Source organism: Nannocystis exedens (assembly GCF_002343915.1).
GTDB lineage: Bacteria > Myxococcota_A > Polyangia > Nannocystales > Nannocystaceae > Nannocystis > Nannocystis exedens.
The window spans coordinates 10,888,172-10,900,868 of record NZ_NETK01000001.1 but is presented as its reverse complement, the minus strand read 5'-3'; the positions used below and the strand labels follow the sequence as shown (position 1 = coordinate 10,900,868).

Below are 12,697 nucleotides of genomic sequence, written 5' to 3'. Positions count from 1 at the left end.
GAGAACTTTTAGAAGCACTCCGCCTGGCAGGACCCCGACGCGCAGGCGCCGAGCGCGTGGTAGAGCGCGTGCCCGTCCGGATCGCTGTGGCACACCGCGTCGTCGTGGACGGTGAAGCAGCCGGTCCAGCACACCGAGTTGCCGTGGCAGGCCGCGACCTCCTCGCAGCAGCTCGCGCCCAGGCACGTCGTGCAGGCGTCCTGCGCCAGCTCGGCCAGCGCGTCCTCGCACGAGCCGACCGGCCCGCCGATGCACACCTCCTGGCACGCCGCGCCCTTGCACTCGAGGTACGCGTCGACGCGCGCGTGCGTCTCGGGCGTCGACTCGCACGCGTCGCCGTCCTCGCCCGACACGCAGGCCACGCAGGCCGCGTCCGCCTGGCAGTCCGCCAGCGCCTCGCAGCACGCCTCGCGCATGCAGCCCGTACACTCGTCGGTCGCCTCGGCCGCGCACTCGGCCTCGGTGGTCGCGGACGCGCCCGTCGTCGTCGAGCTCGCCGCCGTCGTCGCGTCCGTGATCGCCTCCTGCGTGGTGGCGGTGCTCGTGGTCTCGCCGGACGTGGTCGGCTCCGACGTCGCGGCCGTGGTCGACGTCTCGGGGCCCGTCGTCGCCGGCTCAGTCGTCGTCGTCGCGTCGGTGCCCGACACGGGAGCCTCGGTCGTGGTCGTCGGCTCCGCGCTGCAAGCGAGCGCGGCCGCGACGACGAGGAGGGACAGCGGAGATCGGGCAGGAGTACGCGGGGTCATGTCGGCAACGACGGCAGGAGGTAATGATATTCATTTTCAAAAATCAATTCAATCGTTCTCTCAGAAGCATTAGAGTGGCATTTCTCATCCCCGAGTTTGATTTTAATTTTCAACAAGCCAGCCATTCGCGTTGCCAATTTCCCCGCGCTCGGCCAACGCGCGCGCGACCCCGGCGGCCGCGACGTCGCACGCGCGGGCAGTTCGCCACGCGGCACGCCCCTCGTCGATCGCGTGTCTCCGCGTTCGCCGAAATTTTCCGAGCTCGCGCCGCGCCGCCGTCGCGCGCGCGAAGTGAGGTCGAGCCGCACCCACGCGAGCCGTTTGCGACCGTCGCGGCGACGCCGGCCGCCGCCGCGTCCGCCCGCCTGCGCTACACTGCTCGCCGGCATGCAGCCCGACGAAGAGCTCTACGTCGCCTGGCGGGGCGGCGACAGCAAGGCCGGCGTCCAGCTGTTCGAGCGCCACTACCCCGCGATCGCCCGCTTCTTCCGCAACAAGGTCGACGACGACGCCGGCGACCTCGTGCAGAAGACCTTCCTCGCCTGTCTCGAGAGCAAGGAGCGGATCCGCGGCGACTCGAGCTTCCGCACCTTCCTGTTCGCGGTCGCCCACAACGTCCTCTACAAGCACCTGCGCGGCAAGGTGCGCGAGGGGGCGCGCCTCGACTTCGGGCTCACCAGCGTCCACGATCTGCGGCCCACGCCGGCCACCTTGCTCGCTCGCCGGCGAGAGGAGCGGCTGCTCCTGCTCGGCCTGCGGCGGATCCCGCTCGATCACCAGGTCCTGCTCGAGCTCTACTTCTGGGAGAAGCTCGGCGCGCGCGAGATCGCCGACATCCTGGGGGTTCCCGAGGGCACCATCCGCACCCGTCTGCGCCGGGCCAAGCAGCTGCTCGAAGCGGCGATGACCGCGCTGGAGGACGGCGCGGCCGAATTGCGCGACAGCCTCGGCGATCTCGACGCCTGGGCTGCGGCCGTCCGCGGCCAAATCGGCTAAGAACACTGCGAGCCCGCCGCGATGTCGATCCTCGCCGCAGTCCGTCGACACTTCACCACACCGGTCCTGCGCAGGCGGTGGTTCGTCCTCCTCTTCACCCTCGGGCTCACCACCCAGCCGCTGTTCGGCGCGCTCGGCTACGAGGGCGCGCTGGTCCTCACCCCGGTGATCAGCCTGTTCGCGCTGGCCGTCGGCGTCGACGCGGTGCGTGACACCCGGCAGGCCCACCTCGCCGACCCGCACGCCATGTCCCTGCAGACACCCGGCGAGCGGCTCCGGCTGCTGTTCCTGCGCGGCCTCGGCGACCTCTGCAGCCTGCTCACGCTCGCGCTCGGCGCCTTCATCCTCGCCAACTTCTGGCAGGTCAACTGCGACCTGCCCGGCGGCCTGCTGTGGTTCCTCGTCCTGCCCACCGCCTCGGGCCTGCTCGGCCTCGTCGCCGGGCTGTGGGGCGGCGTGCTGGCCGACCGCCGCGGCGTCCAGCTGCTGCTCGCCGGCGTGCCACTGGTGTTCTCGCTGGTGCTCGGCCTGTGGCGGATCTACGTCGACCCGGTCGTCTACGCCATCGACCCGTTCTGGGGCTACTTCGCCGGTCCGCTGTACGACGAGGCCATCCCGATCACCGCCCGCCTGTGGTGGTTCCGCGCCTACAACTTCCTCGTCGCCGGCGCCGCGCTGGCCCTGCTCAGCCTGACCTTGGGGCCAGGTCTCAAAGTACGGCTGCGCGGCGTCAGCCTGCGCCGCGCGCCGTTCACCGTCGCCGCCCTGTTCGCGTGCCTGCTGCCCGGCACCCTGCTCGGCGTGTTCGCCGCCGAGAACGGCTTCCACGCCACCGAGGCCAGCCTCGCGACCGCCCTCCCGCGCACCCGCGTCACCGATCACTTCGTCATCCACTACGCCGCCAACTCGGCCGCCGCCCGCGACATCGACCTGCTCGCCGCCGAGCACGAGTTCGCCTGGCACCGGCTCGCCGCGCAGATCGGCCGCGAGCCGCGAGCGCCCGTCCACAGCTTCGTGTTCCCCACCCCCGAGCTCAAGCGGGCGTGGATCGGCGCCGGCAACACCGAGGTCGCCCCGCCGTGGCGCGGCCACATCTACCTCAACGAGCAGGCCTTCCCGCACCGCGTGCTCCACCACGAGCTCGCCCACGTGTTCTCGTACACCGTCGGCGAGCCGCTGTTCGGCACCTCGTCGGCGGTGTCCTGGCGCGGCCTGCGGGTCAACCTCGCCCTGATCGAGGGCTTCGCCACCGCGTTCGCCCCGCGCAGCGAGTCGGGCCTCGACCTCCACGACCAGGCCGCGATCCTCGACCGCCTCGAGCTGCGACCTGTCCTCGGGGACATCATGGGCCTCGGCTTCTGGGGTAAGTCGTCGCGCCGGGCCTACACCGCGGCCGGCTCGTTCTGCCGCTGGCTGATCGACACCCGCGGCGTCGAGCCCTTCCTCCGCCTCTACGGCACCGCCGGCGACTTCGAGCTGGCTTACGGGACCTCCCTCGAGGCGCTCGAGGTCGAGTGGCTGGCGTTCCTGCGCGCGCGCCCGCTGCGGGCCCGCGACATCGAGGCGCTGCGCCAGCGCTTCAAGCAGCGGCCGATCTTCCAGCGCCCGTGCGCCCACCGGGCCGCCGACCTGCTCGCCGAGGCCAACCTCGCCCACCACCGCGGCGCCGAGGTCCAGCGCATCGACCTCTTGCGCGACCTCTGCAGCATCGAGCCCGAGCAGCCCGAGCACCGCCTGCTGCTGGCGCAGGCCGAGGCGCAGGCCGGCATGCAGGAGGCCGCCGCGGCCACCCTGGCCGAGCTCTCGCGCGTCAACGACCTCACCGACACGATCGCCGCGCTGGTCGACGAGCGCCTCGGCGACCTCGCGCTGGCCCGCTTCGACCTCCCGGTCGCGCTCACCTACTACGACCGCGCGCTCACCCGCGGCCTCGGCGACAACCAGGTCCGCCAGCTGCAGATCAAGCGCATGGGCGCCGCCGATCCGGCCCTCGCGCCGCGCGTGCTGGCCTACTTCGATCCGTTCGAGCCCAACCCCGAGCACCCGAGCGAGGCCGTGCTGCGCCTCTACGCGGCCGAGCAGATCGCCGCGCTGCCGCGCTACGCCCCGCTCGGCGGCTACCTCCTCGGCCGCCAGCTCCTCAACGTCCAGCAGGGCGCCGCCGCCATCGAGCCGCTGCAGCGCGCGCTCCACCCCGAGGACGACGAGCACCCGCTCGCCACCTCCGAGCTGCGCCGCGGCGCCATGCTGATGCTGCTCGAGGCCCAGACCCGCGCCCGCAACTACGACGCCGCCGCCCGCGTCCTCGCCGAGCTGCAGGAAGACCCCGACGCCGACAGCGGCCTTCGCCTCGACGCCGCGCTGTGGACCGAGCGCCTCGAGTTCCTCCGCACCTACCTGCCCTGAGCATCCGCGAGGTCGATCGACCGCCCGAGTCACGGCACCCGCCGGTGTCCTCCGCGCTCACCTGCCCGAGCAGCAAGCGAGGGGACCAAGCCCCGCGAGCTCGCGGCACCCGCTCGCCGCACACCGGGCACCTGGAGGTCCTCCGCGCTTACCTGCCCGAGCAGCAGCGAGGGGACCCAGCCCCGCGAGCTCGCGGCGCCCGCTCGTCGCACCGAGCGCTCGAGCTCCTCCGCACCTACCTGCCCTGAGGTGCGCCCCCGGGCGACCCCCGACCTGTCTCCGAGGACAGGCTCGATGCGAGCCCGAAGGCCCGTGCTTTCACGGCCTCCAAGCCGCACGGAGCCACTCCTCGTGCTCCGGACCGGCGCCCGTCGGCTCGAAGCCGCGCCGGACGGCGATCGGACATTCGGCCAATTGCACCATTTATTCTTCAAAAACTACCATTCGTTTTATTTCTTCTGCCGGCGAACCAGGTCACAATGCAGGCGAGATGTCAGTTTCCCGCCGCACGCGCACCGCCAGCATCGCGCGACTTTGTGTCTGGACCGGTTTGCTCGTCGCTGCCGCGACGCGCCTGACGGTCGAGCCGAGCCGCGTCTCCGCCCACCCCGCCCCGACCGCCCGTGTCGAGCCCTTGAAGCGCCCTTTGGGACCTGCCGAGGAAAACATGTCCTTAAAGACAGCATTTGAGGCCGCCGGCGCGATCGCCCTGTCGACCCGGCCCAATCCGACATGTCCCTTCGATCAGGCGTGCCCGTCGCCCGGCGAGGTCGTCCCCTGACCGCCGGGCCGTTCGGACATGTCTCCTCGGCCATCCATCCTGGGTGCCTGCGCCGGCGGCCAGGACGATCCGTGCGGGGCCACCACCGCCGACGCGGTCACCACGACCGCCTCCACCTCGACGACCGCCAAGAGCGCGGCCGGACCCACGACCTCGGCTGCGCCCACCACCTCCACCGGCACGAGCGACGTCACCACCCGCGGCAGCCCGTTCATCCAGGCGCCTGACGCGGTGCGCGGTTACGCCTCGCCCGGCCGCGGGCACGTCGGCCTGTGCGCCCTCCCCTGCCCCTCACATTCAGCCACGCGATCGAGCCCGCCTCTCGCGACACCTCCACCTTGCACCCGTCCCTCGCCCTGCCGTTCCCCCCCTCGTCATCGCCCCTCGCGCGTCGCACGCCGGCGCGTGCGCCCGCCGGAATTCTCGATCACCTAGCCGTTCGTACATGTCCTTGTAACCAGGTCTGTTCCACCATGTCGCCTCGACCGCTCGCCGCCGCCCCGTGCGGCCGCCCGAGCACGCCATGAACATGCTCCTTCGGCCATGCTCCTTCGGACAGCCAGCCGACCGCCGCTCCGCGCCGTCTCCGGCACGTCCGTGATGACAGGACCTGAAAGCCATCCGTCACCCTCCGCCAGGATCCACCGCTCATGTCTCGCCGCCCGCTCGTCCTCCTCCCCCTCGTCCTCGCCGCCTGCGTCGCCCGTCCCAGCGGGGACACCGACGACCAGCCCACCGGCGAGCCCGCGACGGCCGCCACCGAGAGCGACAGCGGGCCCGACCCCTCGGGCTCGACCTCGGCGCCGCCGACCACCGCCCCGCCGACCACCGGCCCCGCGCCGACCACCACCGAGCCCACGAGCGGGACCGCGACGACCGACGCGCCCGAGCCGACCACCGACGCGATCACCACCACCCCGTTCATCCCCGGCCCCGACGTCGGCAGCCTGGTCGAGTGCGACCCATGGGTGGAGGACTGTCCCCAAGGACAGAAGTGCATGCCGTGGGCCAGCGACGGCGGCAACCACTGGAACGCCCTCAAGTGCGTCGACATCGCCCCGAACCCCGACGGCCTCGGCGAGCCGTGCAGCGTCATCGGCTCGCCGGTCAGCGGCGAGGACACCTGCGACAAGCACATGCAGTGCTTCAACGTCGACCCCGACACCCTCCAGGGCACCTGCCTCGCCATGTGCACCGGCACGCCCGACAAGCCCGGCTGCGAGCAGCCCGACGCGATTTGCAGCCTCTCCGGCGACGGTGTTCTCGCCCTCTGCCTGCCCCAGTGCGACCCCCTCGCGCCCGACTGCAGACCGGGCGACACCTGCATCCCCCACCCGAAAGGCTCGGGCTTCGTCTGCGTCATCGACGCCGGCGGCGACGAGGGCCAGCTGTTCGACGCGTGCGAGTTCACCAACTTCTGCGACCCCGGCCTCCTCTGCATCGGCCCCAAGCTGGCCAGCGAGTGCGACCCCGCCGAGACCGGCTGCTGCCTCCCGTTCTGCGATCTGACCGCCCCGCCGAGCTGCCCCGGCCAGGGCCAGGAGTGCCTGTCGTGGTTCGAGCAGGGCCAGGCGCCCCCCGGCCACGAGGACCTGGGCGTGTGCGGTCTGCCGCAGCCCTAGACCTTCACGCAGGTCCTCTTTGCCATGTCCCTTCTCCCATGTTCCATGAGCCATGCTCGATGGAGCATGCCCTGAAGATCGTTCTTTTACCCCACCGGCGCACCCGCTGGTTCGACCGTCTCTAATGGAGTTTATCGCCATGTCCAAACGAATCGTCGCGCTCCCCCTCTTCATCCTGCTCGCCTGCGGGCCCAAGGCCGGCGCCGACACCGACGGCGCCGTCGACACCGAGCCGACCGACGGCAAGACGACCCCGGGCGTGTTCGACAGCTCGAGCTCGACCGGCACGACGAGCACCGCGACGGGCCCCGGTGAGACCACCGCGGACGACCCGTCCGTCGGCACCACCGGCGATCCGCCCGGCGTCAGCACCAGCACCAGCGGCGTCATGAGCACCACCATCCCCGTCCCGCCCGACCTCGGTCCGGGCGAGTGCGACCCGTTCGGCGACGACTGCCCCGAGGGCCAGAAGTGCACCGGCTACGGCGACGCCGGCGACAACGGCTGGCACCACCTCAAGTGCGTGCCGATCGATCCCCAGCCCGACCAGGCCGGCGATCCGTGCACCGTCGTCGGTGAGGTCAACTCGGGCATCGACTCGTGCGACGATCACCTGATCTGCTTCTGGGTCGACGACAACCTGCAGGGCACCTGCGTGCCGTGGTGCGGCGGCAGCTTCGAGGAGCCGACCTGCGAGGACCCCGAGTCGTTCTGCAACGTCTCCGGCGACAGCGTGCTCAGCCTGTGCCTCGGGACCTGCGATCCGCTCGCCCAGGACTGCCCCGCCGGTCAGGGGTGCATCCACGCCGCGACCGAAGAAGTGTTCACCTGCGTCCCCGAATTCAGCTTCGAAGAGGGCCAGCTGTTCGATCCGTGCGAGTACGCCAACGCCTGCGACCCCGGGTTCGCGTGCGTGTCCGCCGACCTCGCGGTCGAGTGCGACCCGATGGCGTCGAACTGCTGCCTGCCGTTCTGCGACCTCACCCAGCCCAACACCTGCCCCGGCGCCGGCCAGGAGTGCTTGCCCGCGCTCGCCGAGCCGCCGCCGAAGTACGAGAACGTCGGCGTCTGCGCGCTGCCCCAGTGATCCGCGTTCGAGCGCCCGGCGGCCCCGGCTCGCCGCTCGGGGCGAGCAGCTCCTGAGCGGCGCGGCGATCGGTCTCGCCGCGTCGCCGGCGAGGCGCGCTACACTCGCGGTCGTGCGCACCACGGTCGTCCTCGCCTCGCTCGCCTGCGCCTGCGCGGGCGCACCCGCCGGCCCGGCCGGCACCACCGCCTACGTCGCCTCGACCACCGGCGGCGGCGAGCAGCGGTGGACCACCGAGCTGCAAGACCCGACGACGAGCACCACCGGCACCGGCGCCGCCGCGACCACCACCACCGGCGCGAGCGAGCCCGAGCTGCCGAGCGAGGGCTTTCACTGCGATCCGCGGCTGCAGGACTGCCCGGCCGGCCACAAGTGCACCCCGTTCGCCTCGGACATGGCCGACGACTGGAACGGCGCGCGCTGTGTCCCGCTCGTCGCCGACCCGGCGGGGCTCGGCGAGCCGTGCGAGACCGAGGGTCATCCGCACAGCGGCATCGACGACTGCGGGCCCGGGCTGATGTGCTGGTACTTCGAGAGCACCACCGATCTGCGCGGCCGCTGCCTCGGCCTGTGCGACGCGGACGACGGCTGCGTCGATCCCGACGCGCGCTGCTACGTGCAGCAATCGGCCAGCTACCTCTGCTATCCGCTGTGCGACCCGCTGGCGCAGGACTGCCCGCCGCCGGCGACGCTGTGCGTGCGCTCGAGCAGCGTCGACGGCTTCATCTGTCGCTACGCGCCCGCAGGCGAGCCGGCGGGTGCGGGGACACCCTGTGACGGCGAGACCGACTGCGCGCCCGGGCACGTGTGTGATCCGGTCGACCTCGTGAGCGGCTGCGCGGGCGAGCGCTGCTGCGCCCCGCTCTGTTCTTTGAGCCAGCCGAGCTGCCCGGCCGAGCTGCCGCAGTGCCAGGCCTACGACCCCGCGCCGCCGCCCGAATACGCCGACGTCGGGGTCTGTCGCGCGCCGTGAGATCGCGGCCGCGTCGCCCGCCGCGCGCGGCCGCGGCCCCATCATCTGTCTCTTCGGCCATCCACGCCGCGCGGCCCCCGCGCCGCGATCGTGTTAAACTGCGGCCGCAATGATCGCCGGCATGTCGCCCATGGCCCTGCTCCTGAACGCCATCCTCGCGGCGCTGGCGGGCTTTTTGCTGGGCAACCTGTGGTACCGCCACCGCCGGGCGCTCGACCGCGACCGGGCCCGCTGGTCGAGCCTCGCCGAGCGTCGCGGCTGGCACCTGGTGGAGCGCGCCGGCGGCTTCGCGGTCATCGGCAACGCCGACCAGGTCGCCTTCCACCTCAGCCAGGGCGCCCTGGCCCACGGCGACCTCGGCGTGTTCCTCGAGGCGCGCATCGATCGCAGCCCGTGGGTCGTGATCGAGGTGTTCGCCCTCAGCTCGCCGATCGCCTACACCGCGCGCCGCCCCGGCGACCGCGTGCGCACCGGCGACGACGCCTTCGACGCCCGCTTCGCCACCTACGCCTCGCCGCCGCGGCGGGCCGCGGCCCTGTGCGACGCGCCGCTGCGGGCCGCGCTCGAGGGCCTGCCGCGCCCCTACCTGATGGTCCAAAACGGGATCGTCGTGCTGATCTGGCCGTGGGACAAGCTGCCGACCGACGCCCAGCTCGACGCCGCCCTGGCCGTCCTGCGGGCCCTGGCCGCCCACGCCGCGCCGGCCGGCAACTGAACCTGCAGGCATGTCCTTCGCGGCATGTCCGAGAGGACATGCTCTTGCCGACATGCCCGAGAGACCTGCCGCTAGAACGGCTGCTCGGCGCTGAGCATCAGCCGCTGCGACAGGTGGTAGAGCTCGCTGTCGCGGGTGACGAGGCGGGGCGACTTGGCGATCACCTCGTCGAGCGAGGTCAGGATCGTCCGCGGCCCGCGGCAGCCGACCATCACGTCGCCCTCGACGGGCGGCTGGCCCTCGAGGCGGCCGATCTGGGCCACGTCGGCGGCGCCGGAGCCGAGCAGGCCGGCGAGGGTGTTGTCGAGGGCGGTCGGGCTGCCGCCGCGGGCGATGTGGCCGACCGAGTTGATGCGGACCTCCATCGGGTGGCCGAGGTGCGACTCGATCGCGGGGTCGGACTCGAGCTTGCGCTTCAGGCCCTCGCACCAGTCCTCGCCGGCGCGGCGGCGCACGCCCTCGGCGACGACGATGATGAAGTAGCGGTAGTCGCGGCGGACGCCGGCGTCGAGCGAGCGGACGATGCGGTCGTGGTCCCAGGTCTCCTCGACCTCGGGGATGGCGACCACCGCCGCGCCGCCGGCGATCGCCGACTGCAGGGCCAGCCAGCCCGAGGTGTTGCCCATGACCTCGAGGATGATCGCGCGGCGGTGCGACTCGATGGTGTCGCGCAGCTTGCGGATCGCGTCGACCACGTTGTTGAGCGCGGTGTCGTAGCCGATCGAGTACTCGGTGCCGTGGAGGTCGTTGTCGATGGTGCCGGGGAGGCCGATGACGCGGAACGGCCGGCGCGGGAAGTGCTGGCGGAACGCGTCGCCGATGATGCGGGCGCCGCGGAACGAGCCGTCGCCGCCGATCACGATGAGGTTGTCGACCCGCATCTGGTAGAGGTTGATGGCCGCGACCTTGAGGAAGTCGTCGCGGGCCGCCACGCGCTCGGCGTAGCCCGGGTGGCTCTCGGCCGGCACCAGCAGCTCGGGCACGCGGCCGGTGCCGATGAAGGTGCCGCCGCGGTGGATGATGTCGCGGACCGCCCGGCGGTCGACGTTGCGATCGGACGACGAGTCGAGCCGGCGCGCGAGGCCGCGGAAGCCGTCGCGGAAGAACACGATCTCGCAGTCCGGGTCGCGCATCTTGAGGCAGCGAAAAGCGGCGCGAACGGCCGCGTTCATCCCCGGGGCGTCGCCCCCGCTCGTCAGAATTCCGATGCTCATTGGCTGCTCGTGGGCTGTCCGCCGCGCGGAGGCCGGAGTATACCGGAGCGGTGAGCGTCGCCCAGCGTGCCTTCGCCGTGGCCCTCGCCCTCGCGGCGTGCCGCCCCGCCTACACCGTCCAGACCCCCGCGGCCGCCGTTCCGTGCCCCGAACCGGGCGCAGCAGCGTCCGCCGCCGCGCCCCCGCCGCCCGCCGGCAAGGGCGAGGCCGTCGCGGCCTACCTGGCCGCCCACTACACCAAGCGCGAGGTGCGAATCCCGATGCGCGACGGGGTGCATCTGCACACGGCGATCTACACCCCGAAGGACACCTCGAAGACCTACCCGATCCTGCTGAAGCGCACCCCGTACAGCTGCAGCCCCTACGGCGAGGACAAGTTCCCCGAGCGGATCGGCCCCAGCCCGATCTTCCTGCGCGCCGGCTACATCTTCGTCGACCAGGACGTCCGCGGCGCGTTCATGTCCGAGGGCGAGTTCGTCAACATGACGCCGCACCTGGCCCAAAAGTCAGGTCCGAAGGACGTCGACCAGAGCACCGACGCCTACGACACGATCGCCTGGCTGGTCGCCAACGTCGCCGGCAACAACGGCAAGGTCGGCCTCTACGGCATCTCCTACCCCGGCTTCTACGCGGCCGCCGGGATGATCGACCCCCACCCGGCGCTGGCGGCCGTCAGCCCGCAGGCGCCGATCGCCGACTGGTGGTACGACGACTTCCACCACCACGGCGCGTTCTTCCTGCCGCACACGTTCAACTTCTTCGCCTCGTTCGGCAAGCCGCGGCCGCAGCCGACCACCGAGTGGAACCGCCGCTTCGACCACGGCACCGGCGACGGCTACCAGTTCTTCCTCGACGCCGGCCCGCTGAAGGACCTGCAGGAGCGCCACCTGCACGGCGAGATCGCGTTCTGGAACGAGATGCTCGAGCACCCGAACCGCGACGAGTTCTGGCAAAAGCGCGACCTGCTGCCGCACCTGCGCAAGGTCGCCCCCGCGGTCATGGTCGTCGGCGGCCTGTTCGACGCCGAGGACCTCTACGGCCCGCTCAACATCTACCGCACCGTCGAGCAGAACAACCCCGGCGCGTTCAACATCCTGGTCATGGGCCCGTGGGGCCACGGCGGCTGGTCGCGCACGGAGGGCGACCGCCTCGGCGACATCGAGTTCGGCGCCAAGACCTCGCTGGAGTACCAGGAGCGGCTGGAACTGCCGTTCTTCGAGCACTTCCTCAAGGGCGTCGGCGCCCCACCGAGCGGCGAGGCCCACCTGTTCGACACGGGCGCGCACCGCTGGCAGACCTTCCCCGCCTGGCCGCCCCAGGCTGGCGCGAAGGACATGTACTTCGGGGAAGGCGGCTCGCTGACCGCGGATGCCCCGAAGACCAGGTCCGGCTTCGATTCGTTCGACAGCGACCCGGCCCGCCCGGTCCCGTTCACCCAGGAGATCGCCAGCGGGATGACGAAGGAGTACATGACCGAGGATCAGCGGTTCGCCGCCCGCCGGCCCGACGTCCTGGTCTACGAGACCCCGCCGCTGAGCGAGGACCTTACCGTCGCCGGCCCGGTCGAGGCCGAGCTGTGGGTGTCGACCACCGGCACCGACGCCGACTGGATCGTCAAGCTCATCGACGTGCTGCCCGGCGACACCGGCGCGACGAAGGGCGAGCGCGACGAGGTCAAGTACGGCAAGCTCGGCGGCTACCAGATGATGGTCCGCAGCGAGGTGGTCCGCGGCCGCTTCCGCGACAGCGCCGAGAAGCCGGCCCCGTTCGTGCCGGGCAAGGTCACCAAAGTGCGCGTGCCGCTGCTCGACGTCCTCCACACCTTCAAAAAGGGGCACCGCGTGATGATCCAGGTCCAGAGCACCTGGTTCCCGCTGGTCGACCGCAACCCGCAGACCTTCGTGCCCAACATCTTCAAGGCCGACGCCCGCGACTTCAAGAAAGCGACGCACAAGGTCCATCGCGCGGCCGCCCACGCCAGCCGCGTGCGCCTGCCCGTGTTCGCCGCGGCGCCGGCGGCCGCGAAGTAGCGTCGCGTCTCGCTCCCGCCTCGCACCCAACGTGGTGCGGGGCCGCGACCCGGGCGCGCCGATCCGCCTCGCGCCGGCGGGCCGCGCAAACGCGGCGCCCCGGCGCGCGCGCTCGATCGGCGACGGC

Annotated in this window: 11 protein-coding genes; 7 read left to right on the top strand and 4 right to left on the bottom strand. The window is 71.9% G+C overall.

Translation table 11 applies throughout. The features are described from left to right. Positions 1 to 8: 8 nt before the first annotated feature. The gene (locus NAEX_RS42430) at positions 9 to 746 is read right to left on the bottom strand and encodes a hypothetical protein (RefSeq protein ID WP_143140101.1); all 738 of its coding nucleotides are present in this window, start codon (positions 744 to 746) and stop codon (positions 9 to 11) included. A 387-nt stretch (positions 747 to 1,133) separates the two neighbouring features. Between NAEX_RS42430 and NAEX_RS42425 the strand changes: the two genes are divergently transcribed. Both NAEX_RS42425 and NAEX_RS51615 read left to right on the top strand, forming a co-directional pair. Continuing rightward, positions 1,134 to 1,742 carry an RNA polymerase sigma factor gene (locus tag NAEX_RS42425; protein WP_096333166.1) on the top strand — a complete coding sequence of 203 codons (609 nt, stop codon included), beginning with the start codon at positions 1,134 to 1,136 and terminating at the stop codon, positions 1,740 to 1,742. 21 nt (positions 1,743 to 1,763) lie between these two features. Further along, positions 1,764 to 4,148, top strand: a complete 2,385-nt coding sequence (locus tag NAEX_RS51615; RefSeq protein WP_096333165.1) for a hypothetical protein — start codon at positions 1,764 to 1,766, stop codon at positions 4,146 to 4,148. 474 nt (positions 4,149 to 4,622) lie between these two features. Here NAEX_RS51615 and NAEX_RS52545 read toward each other — a convergent pair whose 3' ends face one another. Both NAEX_RS52545 and NAEX_RS51610 read right to left on the bottom strand, forming a co-directional pair. Further along, positions 4,623 to 4,817 (bottom strand): hypothetical protein, encoded by a 195-nt coding sequence (locus tag NAEX_RS52545; RefSeq protein WP_211302565.1) that lies wholly within the window; start codon positions 4,815 to 4,817, stop codon positions 4,623 to 4,625. 75 nt (positions 4,818 to 4,892) lie between these two features. Next, a complete protein-coding gene (locus NAEX_RS51610; protein WP_096333164.1) occupies positions 4,893 to 5,144 on the bottom strand; it encodes a hypothetical protein in 252 nt (83 codons plus the stop codon). 435 nt (positions 5,145 to 5,579) lie between these two features. Here NAEX_RS51610 and NAEX_RS42410 point away from each other — a divergent pair, with 435 nt between their 5' ends. From NAEX_RS42410 to NAEX_RS42395, 4 genes are all read left to right on the top strand, one after another. Beyond that, positions 5,580 to 6,551, top strand: a complete 972-nt coding sequence (locus NAEX_RS42410) for a hypothetical protein (RefSeq protein WP_096333163.1) — start codon at positions 5,580 to 5,582, stop codon at positions 6,549 to 6,551. A 139-nt stretch (positions 6,552 to 6,690) separates the two neighbouring features. Beyond that, a complete protein-coding gene (locus NAEX_RS42405; protein ID WP_143140100.1) occupies positions 6,691 to 7,638 on the top strand; it encodes a hypothetical protein in 948 nt (315 codons plus the stop codon). Positions 7,639 to 7,750: 112 nt separating this feature from the next. Then, entirely contained in the window at positions 7,751 to 8,611 is an 861-nt protein-coding gene (locus tag NAEX_RS42400; protein ID WP_096333161.1) for a hypothetical protein, read from the top strand. Positions 8,612 to 8,732: 121 nt separating this feature from the next. After that, on the top strand, positions 8,733 to 9,326 hold the full coding sequence (locus NAEX_RS42395) for a hypothetical protein (RefSeq protein WP_143140099.1): 594 nt from the start codon (positions 8,733 to 8,735) through the stop codon (positions 9,324 to 9,326). 71 nt (positions 9,327 to 9,397) lie between these two features. On the opposite strand, the gene NAEX_RS42390 is transcribed toward NAEX_RS42395, so the two are convergent. Further along, positions 9,398 to 10,540, bottom strand: coding sequence for a 6-phosphofructokinase (locus NAEX_RS42390; RefSeq protein WP_096333159.1), 1,143 nt, complete (start codon positions 10,538 to 10,540; stop codon positions 9,398 to 9,400). Positions 10,541 to 10,590: 50 nt separating this feature from the next. On the opposite strand from NAEX_RS42390, the gene NAEX_RS42385 reads away from it, so the two are divergent. Further along, complete coding sequence (locus NAEX_RS42385) at positions 10,591 to 12,570, top strand: CocE/NonD family hydrolase (protein ID WP_245913922.1); 1,980 nt, start codon at positions 10,591 to 10,593, stop codon at positions 12,568 to 12,570. The last annotated feature ends 127 nt before the right edge of the window (positions 12,571 to 12,697 follow it).